Origin of the sequence: Rahnella sp. GSA61A (genome assembly GCF_019969905.1) — a bacterium.
Classification (GTDB): Bacteria; Pseudomonadota; Gammaproteobacteria; order Enterobacterales; family Enterobacteriaceae; genus Rahnella; species Rahnella aceris.
In genome coordinates this window covers 19,644-35,379 of record NZ_JAHXYO010000025.1, presented here as the reverse complement: position 1 = coordinate 35,379, position 15,736 = coordinate 19,644, and the positions used below count along the sequence as shown (strand labels likewise).

Below are 15,736 nucleotides of genomic sequence, written 5' to 3'. Positions count from 1 at the left end.
TTTCCATTAATGCAATAAGCTTGTAGTAAGAAGCCGGTTCAGGTCGTCAACGTCACCCGGACCAGCATGAGCAGTTTTCTGTAATACCGGACTATCCTGCCCGCTTTAACTCTGGTGAATTGCATTTGTGCCCGGGGCGTCGCAGCAAGAAGTTCAACCGCCTGCTCTGCCAAAATGGGCTCCCGACTTTGCGGGTTGATATACGACGGGTAGGCAATCAGCGCCTGGTAAACCACATCGTCTAAGGTGAGGCTGCGCAGCCGGCGTGAACAGGCATGCTCATCCTGCGTCAGTCCCCATCCGGCATAAAATGGCATGCCGTAACACACCACTTTTTTACCGTGTAACAACGCTTCAAAACCTGACAGCGACGTCAGCGTGTGCAGTTCGTCGGCAGCCTGAATACATTGAATAATGTCTGCATCCAGCGCCTGACTGTCCGCCCAGCGGCTGACATCTTCGGCGGGAATGTGCCCCTGCCGGTTCCCCACCAGAACATCCGGATGAGGCTTATAAATAATGTAAGCGCCGGGGTTACGTTCCCGGACAGTGCGTAAAAGCGCGCTGTTGGTACGCAGGGATATCGTGCCGGTCAGGATAGAGGCATCGTCCTCAACCTGCCCCGGCACCAGAATCACCGTTTTATTCGTCGCTTCAGCGGGCAAGGTAAACGCCGCACCCAGGTTGTATTTACTGACTTTGCTGGCAACCAGTCTCTGGCGTAACGTGGCAGCCCGCTGCTGCTGGCATGGCGCCAGATTGCTGTGACTCAGCAACAGTTCCAGGTCGCTCGGGCGCGTCGCATCGTAATAGATACCGGTTTTATCCAGCACCAGCGACAGCGGCGGATGCAGATCAGACCCCAGCCCGGCCGAACGCAGAAAACCATCTTCCATTCGCCATTGCGGGATCTGACGCTGCTGCGCCTGAGCACCCCAGCGAGCCTCGCCTTTGATGCCCCACACGACACAGGCCACTTCACCGGCATAGCGTTTACTGAAATTCACTTTGTTGCTTTTAGTTCGCAGGAAAGGCCCGAGAATGCTGCGCTTCCAGAGGGTCAGTCCCGGCGACCAGAGGCGTCCCGCCCGCTGTTGCTGATGCTTTCGCTGCATCAGCAGCCAGCTGAGAACATCAAACAATGTGCCGCTTTTGCCATTAGCCGGATTGATGTACCGGCTGTAACGCAAACAGGCCGCGCTGAACAACTCTTCCACGCTGGCGGTACCCCGGCGTGCCCGGAGCGATGCGGACTGAGGATGACGGTCATCCGTCAGTCCCCAGCCTGCGTACCACGGCTGACCAAACACGCTGACCGGTTTTCCGGCGATCAGCGCTTCAAATCCGTAGTTAGACGTCACCACGTAAACCCGGCTGACAACGCGCAACAGCGATTGCGGGCTGACATTTTCAGCCAGCAGTTTGATGCGTGGATCCTGCTGCGCCAGTTGGGTAATCTGCGTGAAATAGCCGGCTTTTTTGCCCAGCAAAACATCCGGGTGGATCTTTACCCAAATCTCAGACGTCGGATTTTCTGCCATGGCGGCCTGCAACATCTGTTCGAACTGCTCCGCGCCTGCATTGCCATAAACCACCGCCATATCACCGAAAGTCTGATCGACCACCAGCACCGCGCCACACTCGGGTTTTGCCTTTGTGCAGGCCGGTGCCTGGTTGTATTTCGACAGATCACCTTCCACGATGATCTGCATGGCCTGCCGCGCCGTATCCTGCAGCGGCTGATTCTCTTCACGCTGGCGGATCAGCATTTCAAGCGTGCTGGGTTTCGAGGCGTCGTAATACATTCCCTGCGTCTCTAAAACCATTGAGAGCGGCGGACATCCCGACACACCCAGCCCCAGGGAGCGGATAAACCCGTCTTCCAGCCGCAGCACCGGCAAGCCTGACTGTTCTGCCCGCGCGACGGCTTTCCCGCCGGTTGGCCGGTAACCCCACACCGCGATGCGGGTGATGCCATCCGGCACCGGTCGCAGCAGCGAAAGCTTGCGACAGGGTTCGCCGAGAAACGCTTCCAGATGCGGGATACGTTGTATGCCCGCTGAAAAGATCCCAATCATTAAATGGTCAGCACCACTTTCGCGGCGACGGCCAGCTGATACAGGATCGTCGAGATGCCACGGGTGATTTCGATATTTTTCGATTCGTATTTCGGCAGAACCATCAGCTCATCCCCCGGCTGCAACGTTTTCACGTCTTCGGCGTTAATCGCTTCGCCGTTTTGTTTAATCAGGATGACTTTCGAGTTCCCGGCTTTTTGCGTGTAGCCACCGACTTTCTCAATGTAATCATCCGGGCTCAGACCTTTCTGCCAGCTCACCGCATTCGGGAACAGCACTTCACCGTGGATCATCACGAGTGAGGTTTTCTCCGGAATGTTGATGACATCGCCGTCTTCCAGGATCACTTCATTCAGATTATTTTCGCTCAGGACCACTTCGCCTTTCGGCACCACCTGACGCGCCTTCGCCACGAAACGGCTGACTAACTGGGCTTCCTGCGCACGCAAACGCCCTTCTTCCTGCGTCGAGGACTGTGCGGAAAGTGATGCTTCTTCGAGTTTCTGCAAGGTCAGATCCAGCATCTCTTTCTGGCGAAGCGCGACAGAACGACGGTAAAGCTGGATGGCGTTAATCTGCGACATGCTGTTGGTGCGGATTTTTGGCAACAGCTGGCTCATGGTGGCGCCATACGGCAGCACCACGGCGTGTTCACCGGAATGCGCGCCTTCGATGCGAACCTGAATGGTGCCCGCATAACGGTCGGAACTGACAATCAGTTTGTCGCCATCCTGCAATGAGCGCCCCGGTGCGGATCCCAGCGGGTAATACTCACTGCGTTTCATGCTGCCCTGCTGGCGGATAATGGTCATGTGCGTCGCGCCCGGTTTCGGGCGTGCCCAGCTCAGGGCCTCGCTGACCGGAATGGTGCTGTCGCGGAATTCAAAGTCATAGCTGTTAAAGACATCGCCTTCCACGCTGAATGTGTGCTGACGCGGCCCGACCACGATGGTATCGCCGTCAGAGAATTGCGACAGGCGCAGATCGCCGTTGAGCAGGAAGTCATACAGGTTAATGCGCGAACGCACGCGGTCATTGTGTTTCACCACAATGTCGACATAGCTGCCGCGTTCAGTATCGACGCCGCCGGCTTTACTCAGATAAGAAAGCAGGGAGTCAGACGCCACACCGCCGTATAAACCGGGATTGGTCACATAACCGGTGACAAACACTTTGACCGGCTGTGCCTGAAGCAGGGAGGCATACACGTTGACGTTGGCCTGATAAACCTGTTTTACCTTGGTGGTGATTACGCTGTTCAGCTGGCTGTTCGAGACGCCTGCGACTTTCAGCGGGCCGACGTTTGGCAGGAAGATATTACCTTTCGGGTCAACGGTCAGCGCGCCGTCAAAATTGAACGCGCCCCACAAACGGATTTGTACCTGATCGCCGAGGCCGACAATGTAATTCGGGTTGAAACCGATACTGGCCGCGTTATCGGCAGCCGCACCGCCGGTAAATAACTGCGCACCGAACATGCGGCTCATCACCGCCGGAACCGGAGGCGGTGGGGAATCATCAAAGCCGGTATCCGGACTCGTCTGTTGCGTCTGGCCGGTTAAAAATGTCGGCAACGGTGCCGCGCCGGTCATATTCGGATCGGCATTGATCCCCACGGCATTGGCCTGGGTCAGCTGGAAGGCCAGCAAGATAACAACGGACTTCAATAATTTCATAACAAACTCTGTAGGCGATTCTTCAGGCAAAAAGGGAAAGCGATACAGACCACATCAGTCTTTATGGTCATCGATAACGGCCAGCAATAATTTAATCGTTCCGAACAGCAGACAGCACACCAGCAACCAGCTGGCGATCATATAAGGGACATTCGGGAAGGTGGTTTCTTGCGGTAACTGAGGCGAACTGATCACCGACAGCACTTTCAGTTTGCGGGCAGCTTCAACACGCGTCTTTTCAATGGATGTCAGGGTGAGTTTGTAGAGTTCAGTATCAAACTGCACTTTCGACTTAATCTCTTCGAAATCCACGGCCATGGTATTGAGCTGACGGCCATCAGGCGCAGTAATTTTACTTTTTTCCTGATCAATCTGTTTGCCGAGAGACGTAATCGCATTTTGCGCACTGATCACCTGTGGCGCATCGTCACGCAGGTAAGTCAGCAGATTGCGTAACTCCGCTTCCATCTGAATTTTTTGCCCGACGAGCGTGTTCACCAGCGTGGTGGCGGCAATCGCCTGCGCTTCAGGGTCGAGAATATTGTTGTGGTTCTGATACGCCAGCAACTGCGCTTTACTCGCATTGAGACGTGCACGGGCCTCAAGCATTTCGTTTTCAGCAAATGCCTGCTGATCGCGGGCGATCTTATGAGAAATTTCATTGATAAAGCGTTCAGATTCTTTGAGAACGGCTTTGTTAAACTGCTCAGCGAACTGCGGGGTGAAGCCCTGTGTGCCGATAGTCAGCAGGCCCGATTTATCGTCATACGTGACGGCAATACGATCGCGATAATAGTTTAAAAACTGCTCGCGGCTGGCATCTTTGGGCAAATGATAGAGGAAATCTAAGCCGCTCCTGCCGAACACGGAATGGAAATCGAGTTGCTTATCCAGCGCGGCCAGCATGTCAGGTGAGTTGATGTATTCTTTTAAATACATCGCATCCTGGGCTGTGCCCGGGTTTCCTGCCCCCAACAGTAAGCCGACATTCAGGCTGGTGCCGCTGATGTCGTTAGAACTTTTGATCGCAACGGTGGATTCACTGAGATAACGCGGACGACTGAAAATCACCAGATAGATGATCAGTAACGCCATCGGCAGGCCAATGACAATTTTACCCAAATTGCTGTTCAGCGTTGCCATACTAAAATACGGAGACCGACCAACCCGGGCGATATGTTCCCCGGGCCATGCTGACTTCATTTTTTCAATAAACATTTATTATCATCATGACAAACTGCACGTTTTTATTATCGTGCTTTATTAAAAGTACCGTGAAACTGCGTTGATATCCCCAGCCAATGGATCACGGTGCGAAATCTTCATCGTGTTTAGGACTACACTTAAGAGTGGGCACTTATCATGGTTAGCCAAGCAAGCACATGTGTCTGACGAAATCCATTTCCTGGTCTGGCCGGTCGTAGCTGCAAGGCAGCGAGGGGAACTGAATGATAAGTCGCTAAGACCTGCCAGGAACAAGGCTCCGCAGGCAGATCATGAGGTCACGAATATGCGAAAAGCAACAAATTCACACAATCTATTTATGTCTGAAATACATTCATTCAATTCATGGGTTTTTTTAACATAGAGCTCGAAATAACACAAACTCTATCGGATAACTCTTAGGAAAAGAGGTCACTATGGCAAGCGGATGGGCGCAAGATGGCGCAGTGCAGGATCAGATTGATTCAACGGTCAATGATGCCGTTGATCGCGCACGTCAGTCTCTCGGGCATGGCGAAAGTGCGCATTATTGTAAGGAGTGTGGCGAACCCATTCCGGAGGCGCGCCGGAAAGCCCTTCAGGGCGTACAATATTGCGTCACCTGTCAGGCCGCCCTGGATAAAAAGCAGCAAGATCACGCGGGCTACAATCGTCGTGGCAGTAAAGACAGCCAGTTGCGCTAGAACTTTACCTTATACGTTGACGCACCATTATGGTTCAACACAAGTCATTCCCCCCGTTATTACCCCCGCTTTTCTCTTTACATTTGCTTCAAAACTGAGCACAGGTTTTGCTCATGTACCAATAAAGTTAGAGCAAGTTATCATTTGAGCAGCGCATTTGTTAATTAATGATTGTTTAAAATACATCATATGGTTAATGATGAAGCTGTGCACCATGAGAGAACATGGCGACGTGCAGCAATGCGCCAAACTGGTGCAATCTGATTTTTAATCACTGCCTGATCGGTTCAGCAAAGCGATAAGCCATTGAATTTTAATATACCTGTCATTTGGCATGAATATTGCATCAAAGCGCCGTAATATAAAGTCGTTCCCATAATATGTACAAAGGAAATTCACTGATGAAGTCACTCTTAAAAGTTTCCCTGGCCGCGTTAACTCTGGCCTTTGCCGTTAGCTCCCACGCAGCAGATAAAAAACTGATCGTAGCTACCGACACTGCGTTTGTACCGTTTGAATTCAAACAAGGCGATAAGTACGTCGGCTTCGACATTGACCTGTGGGACGCGGTCGCTAAAGAGATGAAAGTCTCCTATGAACTGAAACCAATGGACTTCGGCGGCATCATTCCTGCCCTGCAAACACACAACATCGATCTGGCGCTGGCGGGTATCACCATCACGCCTGAACGTAAAAAAGCCATCGACTTCTCTGACGGCTATTACAACAGCGGCCTGATGGTGATGGTTAAGAGCAATAACGACGCCATCAAAAGCGTTGCTGATCTGAAAGGTAAAACCGTTGCAGTGAAAAGCGGTACCAGCTCCGTTGATTACATGAAAGCCAACGTGCAGACCAAAGATCTGCGTCAGTTCCCGAACATCGACAGCGCTTACATGGAACTGGGCACGGGCCGTGCTGATGCGGTCATGCACGACACGCCAAACATTCTGTACTTCATCAAAACGGCCGGTAAAGGTCAGTTCAAAGCGGTCGGCGATTCACTGGCTGGCCAGCAATACGGTATCGCATTCCCGCAAGGCAGTGACCTGCGTGAGAAAGCCAACGCCGCGCTGAAAACCATCAAAGAGAATGGTACTTACGCAGCAATCTACAAAAAATGGTTTGATACCGAACCTAAATAAGTCCTTTTCATTTAAGTCGTTCCTTTTCAGAAAGAGCACTTGATAAGAAGCGCCTGTCAGATGCAAATCTGCACAGGCGCAGTTTGTGGTTTTACCAGGAGATAATCCATGCAGTTTGACTGGAGCGTAATTTGGCCCGCTCTGCCTATCCTGCTCGAAGGCGCCAAAATGACATTGTGGATTTCGGTCCTCGGTCTGGTTGGCGGTCTGATTATTGGTGTGATTGCGGGTTTTGCCCGCGCGTTTGGTGGCTGGTTTAGCAGCAACGTCGCACTGGTCTTTATCGAGCTCATTCGCGGTACGCCTATCGTCGTACAGGTAATGTTCATTTATTTCGCCCTGCCGATGATGGTGCCCGATCTGCGGATCGACCCGTTCAGCGCGGCGGTGGTGACGATCATCATCAACTCCGGTGCTTATATTGCTGAAATTACGCGCGGCGCGGTGTTGTCGATTCACAACGGTTTCCGTGAAGCGGGTCTGGCGCTGGGTCTGTCGCGCCGTGCAACGCTGCGTTACATCATCATGCCGCTGGCATTGCGCCGCATGCTGCCACCGTTGGGTAACCAGTGGATCGTGAGTATCAAAGATACCTCGCTGTTTATCGTTATCGGTGTCGCCGAGCTGACCCGTCAGGGCCAGGAAATCATCGCCGGCAACTTCCGCGCCATGGAAATCTGGAGTGCGGTTGCTGTTATCTATCTGATCATCACGCTGGCTCTGAGCTTTGTTCTGCGCCGCTTAGAACGCAAACTGAAAATTATATGATTGAATTCAAGAACGTCTCAAAACACTTTGGTAAAACCCAGGTGCTCCACGACATCGATCTGAACATTTCTCAGGGTGAAGTCGTGGTTATCATCGGGCCATCCGGCTCCGGTAAATCCACACTGCTGCGCTGCATCAACAAGCTGGAAGAAATCACGTCCGGCGAGCTGATTGTTGATGGCCTGAAAGTGAACGACCCGAAAGTCGATGAACGTCTGATCCGTCAGGAAGCCGGTATGGTGTTCCAGCAGTTCTACCTGTTCCCGCACATGACAGCGCTGGAAAACGTGGCTTTCGGCCCGATCCGCGTTCGTGGTGCGTCGAAGGATGAAGCCAATAAACTGGCGAAAGAACTGCTGGCAAAAGTGGGCCTGTCTGAACGCGCCAACCACTATCCGTCAGAGCTTTCCGGTGGCCAGCAGCAGCGCGTGGCGATTGCCCGTGCACTGGCGGTTAAGCCAAAACTGATGCTGTTTGATGAACCAACCTCGGCGCTGGATCCTGAACTGCGTCACGAAGTGCTGACCGTCATGAAGCAGCTGGCAGAAGAAGGCATGACAATGGTTATCGTGACCCACGAAGTCGGCTTTGCCGAGAAAGTGGCTTCACGCTTAATCTTTATCGACAAAGGCCGTATTGCTGAAGACGGTAAACCGGCTGATCTGGTGAACAACCCGCCGAGCGAACGTCTGCGCGAGTTCCTGCAACACGTTTCCTGATGCAGAAAGCCGCTGCAAGGGCGGCTTTTAACTCTGACCGGAATTATTTCGGTTTCTCAAGTGCGGTGATCGCTTAACGCGCTGCGCCGAAACCGCCCAAAAGGGGAAAGTGCTTTTCCCCTTTTGGATTTCCCCTCGCTTTCTTACTTCGCGCTGCCGCTTGCTGGCTATGTTCCAGTTACCACCGTGACAGGCTGGAAATCTAGCCGCTACGCGGTGCCTTCTCTCGGTCCTGAAGCCATAGGTCTTCAGGCCGCTCCGTTCAGCAAGATTTCTGAATCGCTCGCACGATCATAAACATGAGATCTGCTCCTCCCCCTGCGAAGGGGGAGGCGGGGAGGGGGTTTTAAAGACGACTCAAACGGCTATTTGATCCATAACGTCTTCATCATTTGCTGAAAATGCCAGCACATCGTTTAAGAGGTTCAGCCTTTCCAAAAGAACAAAATTCAGTATTTCTTTAGCAACTGGATTGCAGATTTCGGTGATAGCCAGACAAAGTGCACGGCATTGATCACAAAGCTCATCGGGTTCAAGCGGTGTCTTATCGAACAGGCCATCAGCGGTAGGATTCGGTAAAGAAGTAGAAATAATCATGGTAAACCCTCAAATGTTTGTTGTGGCGTCATACATGCGTTGCAAATCGCATGGGTGGCAGATCAAACAGAGTTTGCAATACCGGACATTTGAGAAAACCAGCCAGCCCGAAGGCTGCTCTGTCTGATCCGCCATAATATGCTGGCGGAGATCCACGGTGTATTTAACCATGAATATTTCAAATGTCACAGGTTGCAAATCCTGGCTACGGATTTTGCCGCAGCAGGAAACAATTTACGCCGATTAATTTAATAAAAAATTGGCTTTTCAAAGCATTGGAAAGCATCTCGCAAACAAAAATGTAATCAATGTAAAGCATAGATTCAGGTAATATTATGAGTAACTTCATCACAGAGTCGTTATTAAAACCCCCTCCCCGCCTCCCCCTTCGCAGGGGGAGGAGCAGATCTCATGTTTATGATCGTGCGAGCGATTCAGAAATCTTGCTGAACGGAGCGGCCTGAAGACCTATGGCTTCAGGACCGAGAGAAGGCACCGCGCAGCGGCAAGATTTCCAGCCTGTCACGGTGGTACCTGAACGAAGCACTTGTTGTAAAGGCGGGGAGGAATCCAAAGGAGGGAAAGCACTTCCCTCCTTTGGGCGGTTTCGGCGCGAGAGGCCGCGTGATAACCGTTATTGAGAAACCGAAATGTTCTCGATCAAAGGGGTTGAAAGCCTCCCCGTTGCAGCGGCCTCCTGCAACTAATGCCTGGTCTGTTCCTTTTCCCTCGCCACGACCGAAAACTCCGCCATCATCCGCACCAGATCCTGCATACCGAGGTTAACCTGATTGATCACATCACCGGCATTGCGGCTCAGCACCACGCCACCGCCTGCGCGGTTGACGCAATTCCCCATACCATCAATCGCGGCCATCACACCATCACGGATGCTTTGCGTAAGCTGGTCAATTTCGACGGCAGCCTTGCGGGACTGATCGGCCAGTGAGCGAACCTCACCCGCCACCACGGCAAATCCCCTGCCCTGCTCGCCCGCATGCGCGGCTTCGATGGTGGCGTTGATGGCTAGCAGGTTGGTTTGAGACGAAATACGGCGGATGGTATCAACCATTTCGCCAATACGTTCAGATGTCTGACCGAGCTGCCCGATGATGTCGGAAGTCCGCCGCGCCAGCGCTTCGACTTCCTGCATATCTTCCACTGCCTGCCGGACGATGGTCACGCCCTCTGCCGCGGTTTTGTCAGTAGTCAGCGACAGTTCATGCACGTGCGTCATCATGCTTTCCTGCTGACGCTGCTGATCCATCTGATCCGTAATGTCATGCGCGATTTTGACGATTTTTATCACTTTGCCGTCATCATCGATCACCGGGTTATAGCTCGCTTCCAGCCAGACAGACTGACTGTGGCCAGTGATGCGCTCAAAACGGCCAAGGATAAATTCACCGTTTCTCAGACGCTGCCAGTGATTGCGGTACTCGTGGGAATCACAGTATTGCGGGACACAAAACATCGTGTGGGAATGGCCCTTAATTTGCTGCAAAGAATAACCCATGACTTTCAGGAAGTTATTGTTCGCAGAAATCACATGACCTTCAGGTGTAAAGGTAATCAGCGCCATTGAACGGTCAAGTGCTTGTAAAATTCCCTGATGCTCGTGGGATTCATTAATTCTTTCAGATACATCACTGGCAATTTTAATTATTTCGGTCACTTTGCCTTGTTTATTTTTCACCGGAACATAATTTGCCTCAAGCCAGATTATATTCCCGTTTTTGTGTACACGTTTAATATTTCCGCTGACCGACTTTCCCTGCCGCAAACCTTCCCAGTGAAGACGATACGCATCGCTGGCAACAAACTCCGGGGTGCAGAAAATCCGGTGAGGCTGACCAATCACCTCGTTTCTGCTGTACCCCATGCTGCTGAGAAACAGGTCGTTAACCTCAAGCACCACGCCTTCCGGCGTGAAAGCGATCATCGGAACCGCCTGCTGGATCGCAGCGAATTTATCACGCCATATCGTACTAAACTGATGAGAAAATAATTGCATAGGACAGACACCCTGTGGCTGATAACGTGAATTAATGTGTAATCACAGTTAATTTATAAAAATACACGTGCTAATTCCCACAAATGATGAGTAAAGTTACTCATCATCATGCGAAAGATTAGTCTGACCCCTGGGTGGGTTTAGGCAGGTGCGTGAAAATTTAAATAGCGCAGTGAAAAATAAGCTCACCAGCAAAATCATTACTCTGATAATTAACAAACTTTATTATAGTCAATTAAGCTTAATTTAATTCACCAAAAAAGAAAGGGGCTGGCAGGAGTATTTTTTCCAGCATATTCACCGTCAGATAAACACGCTGGAATACAGGAATTCACAACGTGATCAGACTGACCAGCGTTTGATTGCCCAACTTTTTTGCTGCGAAGGCGTCAGGAAAGTCCAGGCGACAAAACGGCTGATCTTGTTGCCATGCACCATTTCGACAGTGCGGACATCCGTCGCTTCCTCTTCACGAAGTGCGTCATACAGTAACGGCAGCGTCGTTTTTTTGGAAATCAGCACGGTGTACCAGAAACAGTTCTGCGCTTTACCGGCGCTCTCTTCTGCCATACGGACCACAAAGGCTTCTTCACCACCTTCACACCACAATTCGTTGTGCTGACCACCGAAGTTAAGCTCTGCGGTGCCCGTACGTCTGTCCAGCCCCAGGTTTTGACGTTTACGCTGGCTGCCGGATGCCGCATCTGCCGCTGAAGCGTGGAACGGCGGATTACACAGCACCGCGTCGTATCGCTCATCATGGCGGATAATGGTGTCGAGAATACGCTGCGGTTTCGCCTGTAAACGGAAACGCACCTGATTGGTCAGTTGCGGATTGGTGGCGACGATTTTTTTAGCCGCCGCCATTGATACCGGATCAATCTCACTGGCGGTGAAGCGCCAGCCGTATTCGCGTAAACCAATAATCGGGTAAATACAGTTCGCGCCCACACCGATATCCAGCACGGAAATGTCTTTGCCTTGCGGGATATTGCCGTTGTTGCTGCCCGCCAGAAGATCTGCCAGATGGTGAATATAATCTGCACGCCCGGGAATTGGCGGGCACAGGTAATCAGCCGGAATATCCCAGTTTTCAATCTGATAGCAATCGCGCAGCAAAGCACGGTTCAGGGCTTTTACCGCCTGAGCGTTGGCGAAATCAACCGACAAATCGCCCCATTTATTTTCGACGACGAACGGTGCAAGTTCCGGGCTGCTGGCAATCAGGGCCGGGAAATCATAGCGGCTGCGATGACGATTTCGCGGGTGAAGACCGCTTTTTTCCTGAGGGAAGACTTTCTTTTTTTCCACCTGAGTGACTCTCCGAAAGGTGTGCGCGACGCATGAAATATGCGATGGGGCGTTGGATATTTATGAATGGCGCACAAGATACCACAAAGCGCCGCCTGCCGGATGCATGCTGACTCGGGCGGGCACATAAAAACGGTCAACGTCTGATTAATTCGGGTAATGTACAAATCATAGTCTTTATGAATTATTTGCTGAGGAAAATCATGAACACTGATGAACGTTACTACTACGAGCCCGCTAAAGGCCACGGCCTGCCCCATGATCCGTTAAACGCCATTGTCGGCCCGCGTCCGATTGGCTGGATTTCATCACGCAATGCCGCCGGACAACGCAACCTGGCGCCGTACAGCTTCTTCAACTGTTTCAATTACCGTCCGCCGATCATCGGTTTTGCCAGCAGTGGCTGGAAAGACAGCGTGGCGAATATCGTGGAAACCGGCGAATTCGTCTGGAATCTCACCACCCGACCGCTGGCGGTGAAAATGAATGAAAGTTCGGCCTCGCTGGTACATGGCGCGGATGAATTTGAATTCGCAGGCCTGACCGCACAACCCGGCACCCTGGTTGCCGCTGACCGCGTGCTGGAAAGCCCGGTGAACTTTGAGTGCAAACTGACGCAGTGTATTCAGCTGAAAACCGCTGCGGGAGGCGATATCGATACCTGGCTGGTGCTGGGCGAAGTGGTTGCCGTGCATATTGCGCCACATCTGCTGATTGACGGCATTTATCAGACTGCGCTTGCCGAACCGGTATTACGCGCCGGTGGCCCTTCTGCCTATTACGGTATTTCAGAAGATTTACGCTTTGACCTGATACGCCCCGACGCCCGTTGACCTGAGGCGTAAGACAAAAAAAAGCCACCGCACGTTGACCCTGCCGGTGGCTTTTTTACGCATGATATTTATTTTTTGCTGTAACTATTTTCTACCGTAGTTCTGTTCAACGAAATCCGCAAAATCCTGACACATCGCGTCATCACCGTCGGCACTGTCAGCGAGGATCAACGCGCCATCCACCACGCGGATATGCACATTCAGATCGAAATCCGCTTCAGGTTGCTCACGTTTTGATGCCTTTTCAATGGTCTGCTGCGCTTCCTGCCACGCCGCATCCACGGTCTGATTACAGGCCTGCGCCAGATAATCCGGATTGAACCCCTCGCCGGTCAGGCTGCGCAAGGTATCGTCGTGACTGACGCTGTTACCCGGCGTCCAGTAATGCTTCGCCAGATCCGGACCGATGGCCGGATTGTCGGTCAGATAACCATCGCGTTTCAGGAAGAAAGCGCGGGTCTGTTCCACGGCCATCATCGCCAGCAGATAGCCCTGATACGAACAGGCGGATTCCATGGAAAGCAGATGCGGGATAGCGAGCGTCGGACGCGGACTGCCGGTGACGCCCAGAATATGGGTTTCAACATCACGCGCCAGCGCGGTCATCGCTTCCGGCGTGCGTTTCTCATCCGGCCACTGATAAAGCTGCCACTCGAAATACGGCACCAGCAGAATGTGACGTTCATTGAAGGAACGCATCGGCTGACGGGCTTCAATACTGGCGCGGATCAGTTCATCCGGCACCGGTTCACCTGCGGTATTTTTCGCATAACGTTTCAGCCAGTCAGCATCTTCCAGCAGGCTGTCGCAAAACATGGATTGCGTTTCCGCATAGGCCATGGACGTCGGCGGGAATTCCTGCGAGAAGCATGGCGCATTCTGGCGGATATTGGCGAAGTGCGCCGCATGGCCGCCTTCATGGAACAGCGTATTCAGGCCATTCGCGCCACTGCCAATCTGATCAGGTTTCGCCAGGCTGGTGAAGTTAATCACTGCTGGCACCCATTTGCCGTTGTCATAAAACGGCGGCACCGGCCCGTGCATAAAACCATTTTCAAACTTGCCTTCGCGTACCAGCAAATCCAGCTGCATTTCTGCGCCGTTAAAGCCGATATTCAGGCGCTTGAAGCTGTCTATCCAGCGACGCAGGGAATCAGCGAACGGGAAGTAAGGATCGAGCTGACGGGTGACGTCACCGGCGCTGGCGAAGCGGATATTCCATGGCAATAGTGCGGCGTCGCCTTCACGCGCGACCAGTTCATTGAGGCTGCGGGTGTTGCTTTCGCGGGTTTGCTCTTCGAAACGATCGAGGATGGCGAATAACTGTTCCGGCGACATGCGCTCGGTTTTATTCACTTTATAATCGAAGTAGTTGCGGTAACCGAGCTGACGCGCAAAACGGTTACGCAAGCCGATCAGCTCAGGCAATCCGTTATGCAGCAGCCAGTCCTCCAGTTCGCGCAATGCATTTTGCGAACTCCGGCGGTAGACTTCATTTTCGTTATTCGCCTGATTGGTCAGCAGCTCGCCAAGGGAGGCATTAACGCGCTCGCCTTTGCTGTTGATGTGCGTCATGCGGTACTGCTTACGTTTGCCGAACAGCGCCGATTCCGCCTGAATAATTTCATCCAGCAGCGCCTGTGCTTTAGGGTCTTCAATCACGTTACAGTCAAAGAAATTCAGCCAGCCAAGCAGACCGTGCAGTAAGGCATCACGCGCCTCGCTGGCGGATTCTTTTTCGACGCGGGCAATCGCATCACGCAATTCCTGCGGGCGCGAAGGCTGGGCGATAAAACGTTTGTACGCCGTTTCAGCAGCGGAGAAAGCCGCAGAAACAGTGTCATCACCGGTGCCCATATAGTGTTGCCAGAACAAATTTTCTTTGTCCTGATGAACGTTGAGGTAATCGCGATTGAGGGCGTTAAAGTAGTCCTGAGCCTGTTTCATGCATTCTTCTCTGCTGAAAGTTAACGAGATTATGCATTGAGTGTATGTTCGCAAAGCGGTTATGTCGATATGGCAAAACCGCTTTTGAACGTCAGGCAGGAAGGTGCGGAGATCAGTTTTTCTTAACAAACTCAGATTTGAGTTTCATCTGGCCGAAACCATCAATTTTGCAATCGATGTTGTGATCGCCTTCGACTAAACGAATGCCTTTCACTTTGGTGCCGATTTTCAGCATCGAAGAACTGCCTTTCACTTTCAGGTCTTTGATCACGGTGACAGAATCGCCATCCGCCAGCAGATTGCCGTTGGCATCCACCACTTTCAGTACATCATCATCTGCCGCAGCATCACTGTTCATCGACCAGACATGACCGCATTCAGGGCAGTTAAGCATTTCGCCGTCCTGCCAGGTGAATTCGGATTGACACGTCGGGCAAGCTGGTAAAGTTTCCATATTTAAATCCCCATAAAATTTTATAAAAAAACGAATGAAATCATGAAATAAATTTCGTAGTTTCTCTATTTTAGCGGTTAACCACACTTTTGAACAGGGTAACGGAGTTTTTGGGGAGCTGAGACAGGTATATGAAGTGAATTTCTCGATGATAAATATGGTTTTTTAAGCTCCCTCCCCTGCGAAGGGGAGGGTTGGGGTGGGGTATTAAAGAAAAACTAAAAATTTTGAAGTATGCATTGACTATAGTTTTGACCTTAATACCCCCTCCCCGCCTCCCCCTTCGC

General features: G+C 51.9%; 13 protein-coding genes. 5 read left to right on the top strand and 8 right to left on the bottom strand.

Going from position 1 to position 15,736, the window contains the following annotated elements; genetic code table 11:
* Nucleotides 1-38: 38 nt before the first annotated feature.
* From LC431_RS22885 to LC431_RS22875, 3 genes are read right to left on the bottom strand one after another with little or no spacing between them, the layout of a single operon-like run.
* Nucleotides 39-2,078 carry a capsular polysaccharide biosynthesis protein gene (locus LC431_RS22885; RefSeq protein ID WP_223510359.1) on the bottom strand — a complete coding sequence of 680 codons (2,040 nt, stop codon included), beginning with the start codon at nt 2,076-2,078 and terminating at the stop codon, nt 39-41.
* Complete coding sequence (locus LC431_RS22880) at nt 2,078-3,754, bottom strand: polysaccharide biosynthesis/export family protein (protein ID WP_013574686.1); 1,677 nt, start codon at nt 3,752-3,754, stop codon at nt 2,078-2,080. Before LC431_RS22880 ends, LC431_RS22885 begins: the two co-directional genes overlap by 1 nt.
* Nucleotides 3,755-3,808: 54 nt before the next feature.
* The gene (locus tag LC431_RS22875) at nt 3,809-4,897 is read right to left on the bottom strand and encodes a capsule biosynthesis protein (protein WP_370633942.1); all 1,089 of its coding nucleotides are present in this window, start codon (nt 4,895-4,897) and stop codon (nt 3,809-3,811) included.
* A 497-nt stretch (nt 4,898-5,394) separates the two neighbouring features.
* Here LC431_RS22875 and LC431_RS22870 point away from each other — a divergent pair, with 497 nt between their 5' ends.
* The 4 genes from LC431_RS22870 (at nt 5,395) to glnQ (ending at nt 8,293) form a co-directional block, all read left to right on the top strand.
* Entirely contained in the window at nt 5,395-5,661 is a 267-nt protein-coding gene (locus LC431_RS22870) for a DksA/TraR family C4-type zinc finger protein (protein ID WP_013574684.1), read from the top strand.
* Nucleotides 5,662-6,062: 401 nt separating this feature from the next.
* Nucleotides 6,063-6,806: a glutamine ABC transporter substrate-binding protein GlnH gene (gene glnH, locus LC431_RS22865; protein WP_013574683.1), complete on the top strand. Its 744-nt coding sequence runs from the start codon at nt 6,063-6,065 to the stop codon at nt 6,804-6,806.
* A 108-nt stretch (nt 6,807-6,914) separates the two neighbouring features.
* A complete protein-coding gene (glnP, locus tag LC431_RS22860) occupies nt 6,915-7,574 on the top strand; it encodes a glutamine ABC transporter permease GlnP (protein WP_013574682.1) in 660 nt (219 codons plus the stop codon).
* On the top strand, nt 7,571-8,293 hold the full coding sequence (gene glnQ, locus LC431_RS22855) for a glutamine ABC transporter ATP-binding protein GlnQ (protein ID WP_013574681.1): 723 nt from the start codon (nt 7,571-7,573) through the stop codon (nt 8,291-8,293). Before glnP ends, glnQ begins: the two co-directional genes overlap by 4 nt.
* A gap of 357 nt (nt 8,294-8,650) precedes the next feature.
* Here the strand turns inward: glnQ and LC431_RS22850 are convergent, their stop codons facing one another.
* From LC431_RS22850 to rlmF, 3 genes are all read right to left on the bottom strand, one after another.
* Nucleotides 8,651-8,890 carry a hypothetical protein gene (locus LC431_RS22850; protein WP_013574680.1) on the bottom strand — a complete coding sequence of 80 codons (240 nt, stop codon included), beginning with the start codon at nt 8,888-8,890 and terminating at the stop codon, nt 8,651-8,653.
* A 703-nt stretch (nt 8,891-9,593) separates the two neighbouring features.
* Nucleotides 9,594-10,904 (bottom strand): PAS domain-containing methyl-accepting chemotaxis protein, encoded by a 1,311-nt coding sequence (locus LC431_RS22845; RefSeq protein ID WP_013574679.1) that lies wholly within the window; start codon nt 10,902-10,904, stop codon nt 9,594-9,596.
* 342 nt (nt 10,905-11,246) lie between these two features.
* Nucleotides 11,247-12,215 carry a 23S rRNA (adenine(1618)-N(6))-methyltransferase RlmF gene (gene rlmF, locus LC431_RS22840; RefSeq protein ID WP_223510358.1) on the bottom strand — a complete coding sequence of 323 codons (969 nt, stop codon included), beginning with the start codon at nt 12,213-12,215 and terminating at the stop codon, nt 11,247-11,249.
* 203 nt (nt 12,216-12,418) lie between these two features.
* On the opposite strand from rlmF, the gene LC431_RS22835 reads away from it, so the two are divergent.
* Nucleotides 12,419-13,048 (top strand): flavin reductase family protein, encoded by a 630-nt coding sequence (locus LC431_RS22835; protein ID WP_223510357.1) that lies wholly within the window; start codon nt 12,419-12,421, stop codon nt 13,046-13,048.
* 84 nt (nt 13,049-13,132) lie between these two features.
* On the opposite strand, the gene LC431_RS22830 is transcribed toward LC431_RS22835, so the two are convergent.
* Complete coding sequence (locus LC431_RS22830; protein ID WP_153375120.1) at nt 13,133-14,995, bottom strand: M3 family metallopeptidase; 1,863 nt, start codon at nt 14,993-14,995, stop codon at nt 13,133-13,135.
* A 112-nt stretch (nt 14,996-15,107) separates the two neighbouring features.
* Nucleotides 15,108-15,449, bottom strand: coding sequence for a zinc ribbon domain-containing protein YjdM (locus LC431_RS22825; protein WP_013574675.1), 342 nt, complete (start codon nt 15,447-15,449; stop codon nt 15,108-15,110).
* Between the last annotated feature and the right edge of the window lie 287 nt (nt 15,450-15,736).